This is a genomic window from Streptomyces sp. NBC_00158, from assembly GCF_045160885.1.
Taxonomy (GTDB): Bacteria; Actinomycetota; Actinomycetes; order Streptomycetales; family Streptomycetaceae; genus Streptomyces.
This window is the reverse complement of sequence record NZ_CP108161.1, coordinates 3,927,718-3,943,363: the sequence shown is the minus strand read 5'-3', so window position 1 is coordinate 3,943,363 and position 15,646 is coordinate 3,927,718. Positions and strand designations below refer to the sequence as shown.

16 protein-coding genes are annotated in these 15,646 nt (G+C 73.5%); 8 read left to right on the top strand and 8 right to left on the bottom strand.

Going from position 1 to position 15,646, the window contains the following annotated elements:
- The first annotated feature begins 162 nt into the window (after nucleotides 1–162).
- The 5 genes from OG553_RS18235 to OG553_RS18215 all read left to right on the top strand — a co-directional run bounded on the left by OG553_RS18235 (nucleotide 163) and on the right by OG553_RS18215 (nucleotide 4,261).
- Complete coding sequence (locus tag OG553_RS18235) at nucleotides 163–1,329, top strand: hypothetical protein (RefSeq protein ID WP_405979998.1); 1,167 nt, start codon at nucleotides 163–165, stop codon at nucleotides 1,327–1,329.
- Nucleotides 1,330–1,341: 12 nt separating this feature from the next.
- A complete protein-coding gene (locus OG553_RS18230; protein WP_405979997.1) occupies nucleotides 1,342–1,593 on the top strand; it encodes a hypothetical protein in 252 nt (83 codons plus the stop codon).
- 221 nt (nucleotides 1,594–1,814) lie between these two features.
- Nucleotides 1,815–2,258, top strand: coding sequence for a luciferase family protein (locus OG553_RS18225; protein ID WP_405979996.1), 444 nt, complete (start codon nucleotides 1,815–1,817; stop codon nucleotides 2,256–2,258).
- 162 nt (nucleotides 2,259–2,420) lie between these two features.
- The gene (locus tag OG553_RS18220) at nucleotides 2,421–2,945 is read left to right on the top strand and encodes a potassium channel family protein (protein WP_405979995.1); all 525 of its coding nucleotides are present in this window, start codon (nucleotides 2,421–2,423) and stop codon (nucleotides 2,943–2,945) included.
- On the top strand, nucleotides 2,942–4,261 hold the full coding sequence (locus tag OG553_RS18215) for a chloride channel protein (protein ID WP_405979994.1): 1,320 nt from the start codon (nucleotides 2,942–2,944) through the stop codon (nucleotides 4,259–4,261). The genes OG553_RS18220 and OG553_RS18215 overlap by 4 nt, the downstream gene beginning before the upstream one ends.
- Here the strand turns inward: OG553_RS18215 and OG553_RS18210 are convergent.
- Nucleotides 4,253–5,089, bottom strand: a complete 837-nt coding sequence (locus OG553_RS18210; RefSeq protein ID WP_405979993.1) for an alpha/beta fold hydrolase — start codon at nucleotides 5,087–5,089, stop codon at nucleotides 4,253–4,255. The genes OG553_RS18215 and OG553_RS18210 overlap by 9 nt on opposite strands.
- Before the next feature lie 101 nt (nucleotides 5,090–5,190).
- Between OG553_RS18210 and OG553_RS18205 the strand changes: the two genes are divergently transcribed.
- Entirely contained in the window at nucleotides 5,191–5,841 is a 651-nt protein-coding gene (locus tag OG553_RS18205) for a WHG domain-containing protein (RefSeq protein WP_405979992.1), read from the top strand.
- 77 nt (nucleotides 5,842–5,918) lie between these two features.
- Here the strand turns inward: OG553_RS18205 and OG553_RS18200 are convergent, their stop codons facing one another.
- From OG553_RS18200 to OG553_RS18190, 3 genes are all read right to left on the bottom strand, one after another.
- On the bottom strand, nucleotides 5,919–6,512 hold the full coding sequence (locus OG553_RS18200; protein ID WP_405979991.1) for an HD domain-containing protein: 594 nt from the start codon (nucleotides 6,510–6,512) through the stop codon (nucleotides 5,919–5,921).
- A gap of 10 nt (nucleotides 6,513–6,522) precedes the next feature.
- Nucleotides 6,523–7,824: a cytosine deaminase gene (gene codA, locus OG553_RS18195; RefSeq protein WP_405979990.1), complete on the bottom strand. Its 1,302-nt coding sequence runs from the start codon at nucleotides 7,822–7,824 to the stop codon at nucleotides 6,523–6,525.
- 153 nt (nucleotides 7,825–7,977) lie between these two features.
- Entirely contained in the window at nucleotides 7,978–8,145 is a 168-nt protein-coding gene (locus OG553_RS18190) for a hypothetical protein (RefSeq protein WP_164720908.1), read from the bottom strand.
- A 100-nt stretch (nucleotides 8,146–8,245) separates the two neighbouring features.
- On the opposite strand from OG553_RS18190, the gene OG553_RS18185 reads away from it, so the two are divergent.
- Nucleotides 8,246–10,090 carry a prolyl oligopeptidase family serine peptidase gene (locus OG553_RS18185; RefSeq protein WP_405979989.1) on the top strand — a complete coding sequence of 615 codons (1,845 nt, stop codon included), beginning with the start codon at nucleotides 8,246–8,248 and terminating at the stop codon, nucleotides 10,088–10,090.
- Between the two features lie 43 nt (nucleotides 10,091–10,133).
- Nucleotides 10,134–10,955, top strand: coding sequence for an SURF1 family protein (locus tag OG553_RS18180; protein ID WP_405979988.1), 822 nt, complete (start codon nucleotides 10,134–10,136; stop codon nucleotides 10,953–10,955).
- Here the strand turns inward: OG553_RS18180 and OG553_RS18175 are convergent.
- The 4 genes from OG553_RS18175 to OG553_RS18160 all read right to left on the bottom strand — a co-directional run bounded on the left by OG553_RS18175 (nucleotide 10,933) and on the right by OG553_RS18160 (nucleotide 15,476).
- Complete coding sequence (locus tag OG553_RS18175) at nucleotides 10,933–12,114, bottom strand: hypothetical protein (protein ID WP_405979987.1); 1,182 nt, start codon at nucleotides 12,112–12,114, stop codon at nucleotides 10,933–10,935. The two genes, OG553_RS18180 and OG553_RS18175, sit on opposite strands and share 23 nt — an antisense overlap.
- The gene (locus OG553_RS18170) at nucleotides 12,111–12,719 is read right to left on the bottom strand and encodes a SigE family RNA polymerase sigma factor (protein WP_405983067.1); all 609 of its coding nucleotides are present in this window, start codon (nucleotides 12,717–12,719) and stop codon (nucleotides 12,111–12,113) included. Before OG553_RS18170 ends, OG553_RS18175 begins: the two co-directional genes overlap by 4 nt.
- A gap of 403 nt (nucleotides 12,720–13,122) precedes the next feature.
- Nucleotides 13,123–14,199, bottom strand: a complete 1,077-nt coding sequence (locus OG553_RS18165) for an aspartate-semialdehyde dehydrogenase (protein WP_405979986.1) — start codon at nucleotides 14,197–14,199, stop codon at nucleotides 13,123–13,125.
- Entirely contained in the window at nucleotides 14,196–15,476 is a 1,281-nt protein-coding gene (locus OG553_RS18160; RefSeq protein WP_007264986.1) for an aspartate kinase, read from the bottom strand. The genes OG553_RS18165 and OG553_RS18160 overlap by 4 nt, the downstream gene beginning before the upstream one ends.
- Nucleotides 15,477–15,646 lie beyond the last annotated feature (170 nt).

Sequence of the window (15,646 nt, the reverse complement as noted above, 5' to 3'; positions counted from 1 at the left end):
ACACTTCTGCCCTGTCAGCGGCGGCCCGACATATTCGGAGAGCCGCTCCTGGAGCATCCGCCCGCGGGTGTGTCGGAGCTGCCGTTCCGGACGCGCAGGAACCAGGCCCTCACCCATGCGGCTCGTCAGCTCTGCTTCTCCTGCCCCCGGTGGGCGGAATGCTTGCAGGGCTCCGTCGCCCGGTCGGATCCGGGCGGTTACGCCGCCGCCACCACCGAGCAGGACCGGCGCTGGATCCGTAGGTGGCTGGACATCGGTGACAGCCAGGGGCGCCTGACCCCCGGCGCGTCCGCCACCGGTGGGCGCGGCGAAGCGGTCGAAGCCGCCGCCGTGCTCGACGCGTTCAGCGCCCTCCAGGAGCACCGCACGCGCGGGGCGTTCGGACCCGGCCGGGGGCCGGTGCCCGCCCAGCGGCAGGATCCGGAACAGCACTTCCCAGCAGACCGCCGACAGCGCGCCAACACAGACGAGGTATCGAAGAAGATGGCCGCTCCGGCCCTGTCGGGAGAACGGATCACCTTCCCCCTCGATGATCCTTCCCTGGCCATACAGAAGACCGTGCTCGGTCCGCTGGCGCGCGCCACGCTCCTCGTCCTCAAGGTCGCCGAGCAGCTCGCCGGGATGCTCGCGCTCACACCGTCCGCCGCTGTGGAGCCCGAGTTCTTCGCTGCCGTGGGACGGACCCGCCTGAGCCTGGAGTCCTGGCGTACGGCAGCCGGTGACGAGAGCGCGTACGAGGTCCCGGACAGCGGCCTGACCGGTTCCGTGAGCATCGAGCTCGCGACCAGCGACCCCGTCGCCGCGCTGCGGCAGGACATCCTCGAGCCCCTGCTGCGCCGCCTGGCGGAATCGCTGCAGCGTGTCGAGGCCATCACGGCGGTGCTCGTCCCCGCCGACGCCGACGCCGCGGACCCGGCCGGGGTCCCGCACGGCCGGGAGCTGCTGGCCGTACGGGAAGCGGTGCGCGAGCTGTGCTCCCACCTGGAGCGGTACCAGCCCGTCGCCCCGCACCAGGACCACGGCGGGGGCCACGCGGGAGCCCAGCGCGATGCGCACCCTCACCACTCCGCCACGCGTGCGGGCGGGCCCGGTTCCTGGAGCGTCCCCAGCCTGCGCAGGGCCGTGGAGGCGGCGGTGTCCTCCTTCCCCGGCCATTTCACCGGCCGCGACGTGGTCGGGGCACTGCCCCCGGGTGCGTACCGGGACGCGGGGAAGTCGGTCAGCAACGCCCTGTCAGCCATGGTCAAGTCGGGCCGACTGCTGCGTGTCTCGCGCGGCACGTACACCGCGAACCCGTCGTCCACCGGCGAAGCCGTCCCGAACTCCTGAAAGGCAGTCGCCGTGCAGCCCACCTCTCCGGCCGCGGAAGTCCGCGTCTTCTCCCACCATGCGGGCCTGATAGACGAGGTCCCCGTGACGGCCCCGCCCTTCGGCAACATCCAGGACGTCGTCATCGGCATCCTCCAGCAGCGCGCCCAGCAGCTCGGCTCCCCGACCGCTGCTGTGATCACCGACGACCGCTACGGCGGTGCGGTCCGCCTCCTCATCCACCCCGACGGCAGTACCGAACCCCTGCCCGACGCCGACTGCTGACCTGGGCGCCCGGGCCGCCGGGTTCACCCGGTGGAGGGCCTGATCCGAGAAGTCGGATCGGGCCCTTCCTGCGTTTCTGCGGGCTGTCGGCATGCGTTCTCGACCGGCTCGCCAGCGGGGCCTGAGCGGGTTCGTGGACCGTGGAAGCCGCAGCTTCACAGCTCCTCGGAGCGCTCACGCCGCGGCCGGCTCACCGTCGGCCGCCGGAAAGGAACACCATCGTGCTTTCCCTGCCCCCGCGCCCCGGCGCGGCCCCGCGTGTCTTCGGCCCCGCTCCGCACGGCCAGGGCTCCCAGATCTCCCCGATCATGATGCAGGAGGAGCTGTGGGAGCGGATGCGTGCGCTGCCGTACGTCTACATGGCCCCCACGCTCGTCTCGGTCTCGCACGCCCGCTCGCTCTTCCTGCCCGAGGGCATCGGCACGGGCCCGGCCGAAGCCTTCCAGGGGGGCCGGGAGTTCGCCCACATCCACCCCCACCACGACGGCTCGCTCCACATCACGCTCCCGAAGGAGATCGAGGCCGAGGTCATCGAGGCCGGCTGGGGCGTCCACCACCCGGTGCAGAACGTGACGCTGGTCTACGGCCCCCGCAACAGGGGGGAGCTGGAGATCGCCTGGCGGCTCGTCCAGGAGTCGTACTGGTACGCGATCGGCGCGAAGTAGCACCCGCGGCCGTCCCCAGGGCAGGGGCCTGATCCGAGGAACCGGATCAGGCCCCTGCCGCGTTCACCGCTCCGGCCGCGCCCGGGTGGGTGTGCGTGGGGTGCGGGGTGGGGGTGGGGGTGTTGGAATGCGGGGAGGGTCGGGCTGCGGTGAGGAGCGGTCATGGGCGGCGGGTCCGGGCGCGTGGTGGTGCTGGGGCACCTGCTGCGGGCGGTCGGGTCGGGGGTGCTGCTGACCTGCCTGTACTACACGGCTCCGCTCGACTACGGCTTCGGGGCCGCGGCCGTCGCCGCGCTGGCCGGGGGGTTGCTGCTGTTCGGGGGTCTCGTCGTCTGGCAGGTCGGGGCCATCGCCCGTTCGGCCCATCCGCGGCTGCGGGCCCTGGAGGCCATGGGCACCGCCGTGCCGCTGTTCCTGGTGCTGTTCTCGGCGACGTACTTCCTGCTCTCGCGTGACCGGCCGGCGTCGTTCTCCGAGCCGCTGAGCAGGACCGACGCCCTGTACTTCGCGGTGACGGTGTTCGCGACCGTCGGCTTCGGCGACATCGCGCCGGCCGACGGGACGGGGCGGGCACTGGCCACCGTGCAGATGGTGGCCGATCTGATCGTGGTCGGGCTCGTCGCGAAGGTCCTCTTCGGAGCGGTGGAGACCGGGCTGTCCCGACGGCCCGAGAGGAGCGGTCCATGACGACAGCGGCGCAACAACCGGCCCGGCAGCCCGAGCCCGTCGTGCTGCGGGGGCTGCTGAAGACCCCCGCGTACCGCCGGACCCTGCTGCTCTGCGCCCTGGTCGGGATCCCTGTGTCCCTGGTCTGCTTCTGGTTCCTCGCCGGGCTGCACGAGTTGCAGCGGCTGCTGTGGGAGAGCCTGCCGCACTCGCTCGGCTGGGACGGGCCGCCGTGGTGGTGGCCGCTGCCGCTGCTTCTGGTCGGCGGCATCGGCGTCGGCCTGGTGGTGGCCCGGATGCCCGGGGCCGGGGGGCACGTTCCCGCCGCCGGGCTGGCGATGGGCGGGGCCTCGTCCAAGGTGCTGCCGGGCGTGGTGCTCGCGGCGGCGGCGAGCCTGCCGTTCGGCGCGGTGCTGGGCCCGGAGGCGCCGCTGATCGCCCTGGGCGGCGGGTTCGCCCTGCTGCTCAGGGACCTCGCGCGCGGGCCGGCCACCCCGCAGGCCACGGCGCTGCTGGGGGTGGCGGGGGCGGCCGCGGCCATCGCCGCCATCTTCGGGAGCCCGCTGATCGCGGCGGTGCTGCTGATCGAGGTGGTGGGTGTGGGCGGGCCGCAGCTGGTCGCCGTGATGCTGCCCGCCCTGCTGTCCAGCGGGGTGGGGGCGCTGGTGTTCACCGGGTTCGGGCGCTGGACCGGGCTGCAGACCGGCGGGCTGACCGTCAAGCTCCCCGGGCCGGTGCCCCGGCTGGACGCGGCCGACGTGGGCTGGGCGCTGCTGCTGGCGGTGGTGGTGGCGGCCGTGCTGCGCGAGGCGGTGGGGGCGGGTCAGGTGGTGGCCGCGTTCGTGGCGAAGGGCCCGGTGGCCCGTACGGCCCTGTGCGCGCTCGGCGCGGGCGTCTGCGCGGCCGCGTACGCGCTGGTCACGGAACGTTCCCCGGCGGACGTGGCCTCGTCCGGGCAGGCCTTGATGGCCTCGCTGGCCGGTGATCCGCACGCCTGGGGGGTGGGTGCGCTGGTGGCCGTGCTGCTCTGCAAGACCGTCGCGTACGCGCTCTGCCTCGGCAGCATGCGCGGCGGCCCGATCTTCCCCGCGCTGTTCCTGGGCGCGGCGGCCGGGGTGCTGGCGTCGCCGCTGCCGGGGCTGGGGGTGGTGCCCGCGGTGGCGGCGGGGCTGGCCGCGGCGGGGGCCAGCGTGCTGCGGCTGCCGGTCAGCAGCGCGGTGATGGCGATCCTGCTGGTCGGCATCCCGGGGATGACGCCGGTGGTGATCCTGGCCGCCGTCGCAGCGATGATCACCACCGAGCTGCTGCCCGGGCCCCGGCGTCAGCTGTCAGGCTGAGGGCCGGTCCTGCGGCCGGTCCGAGGGCCGGTCGCCGCCGAAGAACTCCGCCAGGGCGGGCGCCAGGGCCGCCGGGTCCACGTCGTGGGTCTGGCCGTCCAGGGTGCGGTGCAGGCCCGTCGGCAGCAGGTCGGCGAGGGCGCGGGCGCCGGACTGGAGCCAGGGGTCGCTCGCGCCGCCGCCGATGGCGAGCACGGGGATGCGTACGGTCTGCCAGCGGTCGGCGGGCAGGGGCCGGCCGGACATGGTGTCGCCCATGACGCGGCCGTCGTACGGGAGGGTGTGGGCCAGCGCGGCGAAGTGGCCCCAGATGCCGCTCTCGCGCATCTGGCCGACGAACTCGGCCGGTACGAGGACGGCGGCGGTCAGCATGAGCGTGACGGCGTCGTCGCGCCGGTCCTCGGCGATGGCGGCGTCGAGCCGGTCCACGTAGTCGGCGGGGACCGGGGGGCGGCTGTCGTCGATGACGAACGGGGGCTCGTACAGGGCGAGTTCCTTCATCGGGACGCCGTGGGCGGCGGCCTCAAGGGCCAGGACCGCGCCGGAGGACATGCCCATCACGCGGACGGGGCCGTCGAGTTCGGCGATGACGGCGGCCAGGTCCTCGATCTCGCGCTCCACCGCGTAGGGGGCGGTGTCGCCGCTGTCGCCGCGGCCGCGACGGTCGTACGTGACGACGGTGAAGCCCCCGCCGAGGGCCTCGGCGAGTACGGCCCACCGCGGGTCGTCGCGGACCTGGTAGGCGCCTCCGACGAGGACGAGGGCGGGGCCCTCGCCGGTGCGGTCGTAGGCGATGGCGGTGCCGTCGCGGGAAATGGCCTTCTGCACGGTCTGCTCCCCCTGAAGTCATGTGGACGGCGTCCACATCTCCCCCATAGGCTATACCTGGAAGTTCACACCGTCCACATGTAGCGAGGAATTGAGGCCCCATGCCTTCGGAAACCGAACCGCCGCCCCCGCCCAAGCGCAGTACGTACCGCCACGGCAACCTGCGCAGCGCCCTGCTCGAAGCCGCCCTGGAGCTGGCGCGCGAGGGCGGACCGGACACCGTCTCGCTGCGCGAGGCCACCCGGCGCGCCGGGGTGTCGCCCAACGCCGCCTATCGGCACTTCGCCGACCGGGGTGCGCTGGTGCACGGGGTCTCGCAGGCCGCGATGGCCCGGGTGGCCCTGGCGATGGAGGCCGAGATCGAGGGCCTGCCCGCCGCCCAGGACCCCGCCGAGTCCGCCCGGGCCCGCTTCCGGGCGGTGGGCACGGGCTACATCCGCTTCGCCGTGACCGAGCCGGGCTGGTTCCGGACCGCCTTCCACGTCCCGGCGGACATGACCTACGCGGCCGACGCCACGGCCGCCGGCGCGGGCGGGCTCACCCCGTTCGAGCTGCTCGGCGCCTCACTGGACGCGCTCGTGGAGACCGGCGTCCTCCCCGAGGAACGCCGCCCTGGAGCGGAGTTCCTCGCCTGGTCGGCGGTGCACGGCCTGGCCTCCCTGATCATCGACGGCCCCCTGCGGGGCATCACCCCGGAACAGGCCCACGACGCGGGCCAGGACGTGATCGCCATGATCGAGCGGGGGCTCTGACGCCCGACGGGACCGGGCCTGGGGCAGGGCCGGGACCGGGCCCGGAGCAGGGGCCCCGCCCGGCCCGGCCCGGCGCGTCACGCGTCCAGGGGGTTGGCGGCGATGCGCTCGGCCGCGCCGCGCGCGACGTACGACGCCGCCGCGCAGGTGGGCTTGCGGGTCGCCTGGTCCTCGACCAGGGCGAGGAAGGACGGGCCGAAGCCGAGGCGGGGGTAGTGCTCCAGCAGGCCGGACACGAAGGCGGGGTCGAAGTCGGGCACGCGCAGACCCGACACGTCCGCGCTGGTGCCCACCTGGAGGAGGTGGCTCTCGACGTCCTCGGCGGCGGTGACGTCGTCCCGCATGTGCAGCACGATGACCTCCTCCGCGCGGGCCCGGCGGGCCGGGGGCCAGCCCAGGCCGGCCGTGAAGAGCCGGGCCGTGTGTCCGCCGGCCTCCTCGAAGGGCAGGGTGTGGCTGTCGAACGGCGCGGTCAGGCCCAGGTCGTGGAGGAGGGCGCTGACGTAGAACAGCTCCGCGTCGTACGAGAGGCCGTGCACGCGCGCGTACTCGGCGCCGAAGGCGTAGGAGCGGACGGAGTGGTTGAGGAGGGCGGCGTCGGCGTACTCGGAGGCGATCTCGAAGGCCGAACGGGCCGTGTCGGAGTCGAGGTTGTGAAGGGTCCACGTCATGGACCGCACCTTAGAGGGGCGGGGTGAAGTCCACCTCCGACGGGCCCCGCTCCCCCGGCCACCACAACCGGGCCGGTGCGGGCGGGGTTTCGGCGAGGACGCTGCCGCGCGATACGACGTACCGCGGCCGGACCTGACGGCGGATCGCCTCCTCGGGGCCCGGCGCCGGGAGGAGGACGAAGGAGGCCGGGGAGCCGGGCGTGATCCCGTACTCGGAGGCGGACAGCCCGAGGACGCGCGCCGCGCGCTCCGTGACCATCGAGAACGCGAGCGGGATGTCGTCGGCGCCGGTGAGCTGGGCGGCGTACAGGCCGACGAGGGCGGTCTGGAGCGGGTTGGCGGTGCCGAGCGCGTTCCAGGGGTCCATCACGTCGTCGTGGCCGAAGGCCACGTTGACCCCGGCGGCCAGCATCTCCTTCACCTGGGTCAGGCCGCGCCGCTTGGGGTAGGCGTCGAAGCGGCCCTGGAGGTTGAGGTTCGCGAAGGGGTTCGCGACCAGGTTGACGCCGGAACGGCCGAGCAGCCGCTGGAGCTTGAAGCTGTAGGCCCCGTTGTAGGAGCCCATGGCGGTGGTGTGGGAGGCGGTCGCGCGCTCGCGCAGGCCCGAGCGCAGGGCGAGCGCGGCCAGCACCTCCACGAAGCGGGACTGTTCGTCGTCGATCTCGTCGCAGTGGGCGTCGACGCGGAGCCCGTGCTCCTCGGCCACCTCGAACGCGGTGTGCAGCGAGGCGACACCGTCCTCGCGGGTGTCCTCGAAGTGCGGGATCGCGCCCACGACGTCCGCCCCGCGCCGGACGGCCTCGCGCAGCAGCACCCCGCCGTCGGGGAAGGAGACGATGCCCTCCTGCGGGAAGGCGACGATCTGCAGGGTCATGACGTCCCGCACCCGGTCGCGGACCTCCAGCAGCGCGTCCAGCGCGGTGAGGGACGGATCGGTCACGTCGCAGTGCGTACGGACGTGCAGCACGCCGTTGGCCGCCTGCCAGCGCAGCACCTCCGTGGCCCGCGCGATCACGTCCTCGCGGGTCAGGGTCCGCTTGCGCTCGCTCCAGCAGGCGATGCCCTCCCAGAGGGTGCCGGAGGCGTTCGGGCGGGGCTGCCCGGCGGTCAGGGCGGTGTCCAGGTGGATGTGCGGCTCGACGAAGGGGGCGGTGAGCAGCCCGCCGTGGGCTTCGATGAGCACGCCGGTCGCGGGCGGCTCCTTCTGGTCGTCGTACGGGATCACCCGCGCGATCCGGCCGTCCTCGGCGACCTCCACGTCGGACAGGCCGTCTTCGTGCAGCAGCCGGGCGCCCCGGACGATCATCCGCATGCCGTCCAGCGTAGGCACACCGCCCGACGATTCACGTGAAAGCACGCGGCCCGACGATTCACGTGAAGCACGCGGCCCGACGTTTCACGTGAAGCACGCGGCCCGACGTTTCACGTGAAACATGAACGTCGGGCCGGTGACCGGTGCCGAGGCTCAGCCGCGCTTGGCCTGTGCCTTCTGCTGCATGCCTCGCGTCTTCGCGGAGAGCGACTGGGCCTCTCTGCCCGCGGCCTTGGCACGTGCCTCGGCCGCCGTGTTCTTCGCCATCGCGCGTTCGGAATCCTGGTGGCTGTGGTGGCCGGTGCGGGCCTTCTTGGCCATGATCAACACCCTCTCGCAAGCGTTCGGCGTACGCACACCACCATGCGCCCGTTCGGCGCAGTCGGCATCCCGGCCGCCCGCAGCGGCCGGACCCGTAAGAATGGAGCGCATGACCAGCAGCGAAAGCGACCCGACCCCCGCCGCCGCCCCCGCTTCCGAGATGCCCGACTGGGAGAAGCGCTTCCGGGCACCGCGCGTGGGCCTGCCCGACTGGGCCGAGGACGCCCCGGACCGCTCGCTCTTCGTCTCGAACGCCACCGGGACCTACGAGCTCTACGCCTGGGACCGGGCCACCGGCACGCAGCGGCAGGCCACCGACCGCCCCAACGGCACCACCGACGGCGCCCTCTCCCCCGACGGGGAGTGGATCTGGTGGTTCTCCGACACCGACGGCGACGAGTTCGGCACCTGGGTCCGCCAGCCCTTCTCGGGCGGACCCGACGAGCCCGCCACCCCCGGCCTGGAGCCCTCCTACCCCGCCGGGCTCGCCATCGGCCGCGACGGCACGGCGGTCGTGGGCCGGTCCACCGACGAGGACGGCTCCACCATCCACGTCGTACGCCCCGGCGCCGACCCGGAGGTCGTCTACCGCCACCGCGAGTCGGCCGGCGTCGGCGACCTCTCGTACGACGGGGCCCTCCTCGCGATCGAGCACACCGAGCACGGCGACGCCATGCACTCGGCGCTGCGCGTGGTCACCCTCGACGGCGCCACCGTCGCGGAGCTGGACGACTCCCGGGGCGGCACCAAGGAACTGGGCCTGGAGGTGCTCGGCTTCGCACCCGTCGCCGGCGACACCCGGCTGCTCGTCGGGCACCAGCGGCGCGGCCGCTGGGAGCCGATGGTGTGGGACGTGGCCACGGGCTCCGAGGAGGACCTGGCCGTCGACCTGCCGGGCGACGTGAGCGCCGAGTGGTACCCGGACGGGAGCGCGCTGCTCATCGCGCACAGCTTCGAGGCGCGCAGCGAGCTGTGGCGCTACGACCTGGCCGCGCGGGAACTCGTACGCGTGGACACTCCGCCGGGGACCGTGTCGGGTGCGACGGCCCGCCCGGACGGGACGGTGGAGTACCAGTGGTCCTCCGCCGCCGAGCCCGCCGCCGTACGGTCCACCGCGGGCGGGATCGTGCTGGACCCGCCGGGCATGCGGCCGCCGGGCTCCGTACCGGTGGAGGACATCTGGGTGGAGGGGCCCGGCGGGCGGATCCACGCGCTCGCGCAGCGGCCCGTGGGCCACGGTGACGGCCCCTTCCCGACGGTCTTCGAGATCCACGGCGGACCCACCTGGCACGACTCCGACGCCTTCGCGGCCACCCCGGCGGCCTGGCTGGACCACGGTTTCGCGGTGGTCCGGGTCAACTACCGGGGCTCGACGGGCTACGGCCGCGAGTGGACCGACGCACTCAAGCACCGGGTCGGCCTGATCGAGCTGGAGGACATCACCGCGGTCCGGGAGTGGGCCGTGGCCTCCGGGCTCGCCGACCCGGCGCGGCTGGTGCTGTCCGGCGGGTCCTGGGGCGGCTACCTGACGCTGCTGGGCATCGGCATGCGGCCCGACGACTGGGCGGTCGGGCTGGCCGCCGTACCGGTGGCGGACTACGTGACGGCGTACCACGACGAGATGGAGGCGCTGAAGTCCTTGGACCGCACCCTCTTCGGCGGTACCCCGGAGGAGGTCCCGGAGCGCTTCGAGACCTCCTCGCCGCTGACGTACGTGGACGCGGTGAAGGCGCCGGTGCACATCGCGGCGGGCGTGAACGACCCGCGCTGCCCGATCCGGCAGATCGACAACTACGTCGACCGGCTCGCGGCTCGCGGCGCGGTGCACGAGGTGTACCGCTACGACGCCGGGCACGGCTCGCTGGTGGTGGAGGAGCGCATCAAGCAGGTCCGGATGGACATCGAGTTCGCGCTGAAGCACCTGCCCCAGGGCCTGCCGCGCTGACCCGGCACCGGGCTTCCGGTGCACCCCCCGTACCGTTGGTGGGGTGCACCGGTTTCTCCTGACCCCGCGCTGGTGGGGGATCAACGTCTTCGTCGCGCTCGCCATCCCGTTCTGCCTGTTCATGGGCAGCTGGCAGCTCGGCCGGTTCGAGGACCGCGTCGGCAGCCACAAGGAGGCGCGGGCCGAGCGCCCGGCCGACCAGGCGGCCGAACCGCTCGACTCGCTGCTCCCGGTGGACACCAAGACCTCGGGACGGCTGGCTTCCACGGCCGGCGAGTACGGGCAGCAGCTGCTCGTTCCCGAGCGGGACCTCGGCGGGAAGCCCGGCTTCTACGTCCTGACCCTGCTGCGGACCGACTCCGGCAAGACCGTCCCGGTGGTCCGGGGCTGGCTGCCGGGGACGGCCGACCCGGCGAAGGCACCGGCCCCGCCGGCCGGACGGGTCGAGGTGACGGGGGCCCTGCAGTCCTCGGAGAACTCCGGCACCAAGGGCGTGCACGCCCAGGGCGGCCTGCCGCCGGGCCAGCTCGGGGTGATCGGGGCGGCCACGCTGGTCAACCTGGTGCACGAGCCGCTGTACGACGCCTGGCTGACGGTGCAGACGCCCGCGGACGGGATGACCCCGGTGCCGGCCAAGGCCCCCAACAACACCGGGCTGGACCTGAAGGCCTTCCAGAACCTCGGCTACACCGGCGAGTGGTTCGTCTTCGTCGCCTTCGTGCTCTTCATGTGGTTCCGGCTCTACCGGCGCGAGGTGGAGACCCTGCGCGACGCCGAGGCGGGGCTGCTCCCCGCCGAGGCCCCCGCGGCGTCCGCGGATGCCGCGGGGGAGCCGGAACCGGCTACGGCGCGCCCGGTGGAATGAGGCCCGTGCGGTAGACCGTCCCGCCGCAGGCCGACGGGATGGTGGTCTGGGTGACGGGGGCGCCAGGACCCGGGGTGTGGGAGACCTCCACCCCGGCCGCCGCCTCCGGGCTCCTGGAGCCGGTCTGCGGATCCTTGGCCGGGGCCGCCCCTCCGGCGCCCGCCGGCTCGGTACCGCCGGCCGTGCCGCCCGCCGCACCGCCCGCCGCACCGCTCTGCTGCCCGGCCGGGGGCTGCGCCGCGCCACCCTCCTGCTGGGGCTTGAGCGACGGCCCCGGCGTCGCCGCCGGGCAGGACCGGTCGGACGGCACCCAGGCGAACCGCACCTCGTAGGCGGTGTTGGGCTGGAGCAGCACGACCGGCGCCTCGGCGGACGGGTCGGGCAGCAGCGCGCTCGCCGGGTCGCCCGCCTTGTGGCCCGTCACCGTCACCGGCGGCGCGGCCGCCTGCACGGGCGGCGGGGCGAGGGGCGCCACCGAGGCGGCGGTCACGGTGTCCGGGCCGGAGACCGTGCAGCCCCGCGCCGAGACGTTGGTGACCTTGAAGCTGCCGTAGACCTTGCCGTCGGTCTCGGGGGCGCGGGCAGTGCCCGACACGCCCAGCTGCTCGGCCGTGCACCCCGGCACCCCGGGCGCCGCGCCCACCGGGGGCAGCGGCCCGTGGCCGGCGCCGCCCGTGGGGGCGCCCGCACCGGTGCCGGAGGGACCCGCGGTCGTGCCGCCCGACGGGGAGCCGCTCGCCTGCGGGGACGGCTGCGTGCCGCCGCCCGTGTCCTGGCCCCGGACCGGGGAACCCACCGGCCTGGGCCCGGCCACGGCGTCGGAGCCGTTCTGGCGCGGGGCGGAGCTGCCGCCCGGCTTGGCGCCCTGCGCCTCGCCGTGTCCTGCCATGGCCGAGTGCCCGGCCACAGTGTCCTCGTCGGCGTTCAGGTGCAGCGCGGCCGGGATCGCGGTGCCCGCCAGCAGCGCCACGGCGGCCGTCGCCAGGAGGGCCTGCCGCTTGCGGGCCCGGCGTGCGGGCACCGCGTGCCGCAGCCGCTCCAGGGCCCCCTCGGACGGCTCCAGCCCCTGCACGGCTCCGGCCAGCAGGCCGCGCAGCAGCTGTTCGTCGGACGTGGCCGTCCCGGCGGGGCCGGGCAGGTTCTCGTGGTGGTCCCTCATGACTGCGCAGCCTCCATCGCCACCCTCAGCGCGGCAATGCCCCGCGATCCGTACGCCTTGACCGAGCCGAGCGAGATCCCGAGCGTCTCGGCGACCTGGACCTCCGTCATGTCCGCGAAGTAGCGCAGGACGAGCACCTCGCGCTGACGGCGCTGGAGTCCGCGCATCGCCCGTATCAGGTCGTCGCGCTCCAGCTGGTCGTACGCCCCCTCCTCCGCGCTGGCCATGTCCGGCATCGGCTTCGACAGCAGCTTCAGGCCGAGGATGCGGCGGCGCAGCGCGGAACGCGAGAGGTTCACGACGGTCTGACGGAGGTAGGCCAGGGTCTTGTCCCGGTCCCGCACCCTGTTGCGGGCCGAGTGGACGCGGATGAAGGCCTCCTGGACCACGTCCTCGCAGGAGGCGGTGTCGTCGAGGAGGAGCGCGGCCAGGCCCAGCAGGGAGCGGTAGTGGGCCCGGTAGGTCTCGGTGAGGTGGTCGACGGTGGTACCGGCCACGACCGGCCGCTCGGCGTCGGCACCGGCCTCGGCACCGGCCGGCGCCGCGTCCCCGGTTGTCGGGGCCCCGGTTGTCGGGCCCCCGGCCGCCGGGTCCCCGGGTATCAGGGCTCCGGGCGCGGGAAGCGTCTCGGGCGGCAGCGGGTTCGTGGCGGTGTCCGCGCTATCGCGGGGCGAGGGCACGCGGCCGCCCCGGGTCGGCGGTGCGATGTGCGGCACGCTGGCCGGCGGGACGGGAACGATCACAGGGAAGCCGCCGCCGGGCGCGCCTGGGCGCCGGCGCGAGGGAACGATCCCGCTGCGCGCCGGTAGGACGGCCACGTCCAACAGTGCCTCTGCCACGCCCGTTGGACACGCGTCCCCCCGTCAGGGTTGTACGCGCGAGGCAGAGTATTCAGCAATTTCCCCATTGCCTTCATGCGTACCCGCTCTTCCCGATTGCCCCATTCATCCAGGCGGCAGTCGGGCCATCACCTTGATCAAGGGATCGAAGCCGATCCTACAAAGCGGATTACGCGAATTCACCCGCGATCAGTTCCGAGATCTGGGCGGCATTCAGTGCGGCACCTTTGCGTAGATTGTCCGCACATACGAAGAATTCCAGGGCCCTCGGATCGTCGAGCGAGCCCCTCAGCCGCCCCACCCAGGCGGGATCCGTACCGGCCGCGTCCGCCGGAGTCGGGAACTCCCCCGCTGCCGGGTCGTCGACGAGGACCACCCCGGGCGCCGCCTCCAGGACCTCCCGGGCGTGCGCCGCGGCCACCTCACGCTCGAACCGGGCCCGCACCGTCAGGGAATGCCCCGTCACCACCGGAACCTGTACGCAGGTCACGGCGACCGGCAGCGATTCCAGGCCCAGGATCCGCCGGGTCTCCGCCCGCACCGCCAGCTCGTGCGAGGACCAGCCGTCCGCCCGCAGCTCCCCGGACCAGGGCACCACGTTCAGCGCGAGCGGGGCCGCGAAGGGCCCGGTGTCCTCGCCCACGGCACGGCGCACGTCCCCGGGCAGCTCCCCGAGGGGGCTTCCGGCGACCTGTGTCAGCTGCCTGCGCAGTGCCTCCGCGCCCGCCCGGCCCGAGCGGCTCGCGGCCTGGTACGAGGAGACGGCCAGCTCGGCCAGCCCGTACTCGGCGTGCAGCGCGCCCACGGCGGCGATCATCGCGGCGGTCACGCAGTCGGGGCCCGCGACGATCCCGCGCGGGCGGCTGCGTACGGCGTGGCCGTTCACCTCGGGCACCACCAGGGGCACCTCGGGGTCTTCCCGGAAGGCGGCGGACTGGTCCACCACGACGGCACCGCGCGCGGTGGCCACGGGGGCCCAGCGCGCCGACACCTCGGCCGGGGTCAGGAAGAGCACGACGTCGCCCGCGCCGAGGCCCTCGAAGGCGTCCTCGGTGAGGGCGAGCACCTCGGTCTCCTCACCGCGGACGGCCAGCACGCGGCCGGCCGAGCGCGGGGAGGCGATCAGGCGGATGTCGCCCCAGACGTCCGCCCGCTGGGACAGGATCTGGAGCAGGATCGATCCGACCGCCCCGGTCGCCCCGACCACGGCGAGCGCCGGGGCCGGGGCCGACCGGTGCGGACTCATCGTCCGGTGCCTCCGTAGACGACGGCCTCGTCGCTGTCGGAGTCGAGGCCGAACGCCGTGTGGACGGCGATGACGGCCGCGTTGACGTCGTCCTGGCGGGTCACGACCGAGATGCGGATCTCCGAGGTGGAGATCAGCTCGATGTTGACGCCCGCGTCGGACAGCGCCTGGAAGAAGGAGGCGGTGACGCCCGGGTTGGTCTTCATGCCCGCGCCGACCAGGGAGATCTTGCCGATCTGGTCGTCGTAGCGCAGGGAGTCGAAGCCGATCTGCGCCTTCGCCTTCTCCAGGGCGTCGATGGCCTTGTGGCCCTCGGTCTTGGGGAGGGTGAAGGAGATGTCCGTCAGGCCCGTGGAGGCCGCCGACACGTTCTGGACGATCATGTCGATGTTGATCTCGGCGTCCGCGATGGCGCGGAAGATCGCCGCGGCCTCGCCCGGCTTGTCCGGAACGCCGACGACGGTGATCTTGGCTTCGGAGACGTCGTGGGCGACTCCGGAGATGATGGCGTGCTCCACCTGCTCGTCCCCTTGCGACTCGGGCTTCTCGTTGCTGACCCAGGTGCCCGGCAGTCCCGAGAAGGACGAACGGACGTGGATCGGAATGTTGTAGCGGCGCGCGTACTCGACGCAGCGGTGCAGGAGCACCTTGGAACCGGAGGCCGCGAGCTCCAGCATGTCCTCGGAGGAGATCCAGTCGATCTTCCGGGCCTTCTTCACGACGCGGGGGTCCGCGGTGAAGACGCCGTCGACATCGGTGTAGATCTCGCAGACCTCGGCGTCCAGCGCCGCGGCGAGCGCCACGGCGGTGGTGTCCGAGCCGCCCCGGCCGAGGGTGGTGATGTCCTTGGAGTCCGCGGACACGCCCTGGAAGCCGGCGACGATGGCGATGTTGCCCTCGTCCAGCGCGGTGCGGATACGGCCCGGCGTCACATCGATGATGCGCGCTTTGTTGTGGACCGAGTCGGTGATCACGCCTGCCTGGCTGCCGGTGAACGACTGGGCCTCGTGGCCCAGGTTTTTGATCGCCATGGCCAGCAGGGCCATGGAGATCCGCTCTCCGGCGGTCAGGAGCATGTCGAACTCACGCCCCGCAGGCATCGGAGATACCTGCTCGGCGAGATCGATCAGCTCGTCCGTCGTGTCGCCCATCGCGGAAACCACGACGACCACCTGGTGGCCGTTCTTCTTGGCGTCCACGATCCGCTTGGCGACGCGCTTGATGCCCTCGGCATCGGCTACGGAGGAGCCTCCGTACTTCTGCACGACAAGGCCCACGTGCGCTCCTCGCTCGGTCCGTCTCATTGCTGGTGCAGTCTAACGAGCGGCCGCGATCCGACCGCCTCGTACCACATCATGAGATGAAAAGATCAGCGGAACGGTTGCCCTTCGGACACGACGAATCGGCCGGAACCATCGGGAACCGGCCGGAAACGCCACACCCCCCG

What these genes read in the sequence shown, in the direction of transcription:
- OG553_RS18165 (WP_405979986.1), bottom strand. Translation starts at nt 14,199, where the DNA reads ATGAGTCCGCACCGGTCGGCCCCGGCCCCGGCGCTCGCCGTGGTCGGG.
- codA (WP_405979990.1), bottom strand. Translation starts at nt 7,824, where the DNA reads ATGCGGATGATCGTCCGGGGCGCCCGGCTGCTGCACGAAGACGGCCTG.
- OG553_RS18205 (WP_405979992.1), top strand. Translation starts at nt 5,191, where the DNA reads ATGCCTTCGGAAACCGAACCGCCGCCCCCGCCCAAGCGCAGTACGTAC.
- OG553_RS18175 (WP_405979987.1), bottom strand. Translation starts at nt 12,114, where the DNA reads ATGAGGGACCACCACGAGAACCTGCCCGGCCCCGCCGGGACGGCCACG.
- OG553_RS18220 (WP_405979995.1), top strand. Translation starts at nt 2,421, where the DNA reads ATGGGCGGCGGGTCCGGGCGCGTGGTGGTGCTGGGGCACCTGCTGCGG.
- OG553_RS18190 (WP_164720908.1), bottom strand. Translation starts at nt 8,145, where the DNA reads ATGGCCAAGAAGGCCCGCACCGGCCACCACAGCCACCAGGATTCCGAA.
- OG553_RS18200 (WP_405979991.1), bottom strand. Translation starts at nt 6,512, where the DNA reads ATGACGTGGACCCTTCACAACCTCGACTCCGACACGGCCCGTTCGGCC.
- OG553_RS18215 (WP_405979994.1), top strand. Translation starts at nt 2,942, where the DNA reads ATGACGACAGCGGCGCAACAACCGGCCCGGCAGCCCGAGCCCGTCGTG.
- OG553_RS18185 (WP_405979989.1), top strand. Translation starts at nt 8,246, where the DNA reads ATGGAGCGCATGACCAGCAGCGAAAGCGACCCGACCCCCGCCGCCGCC.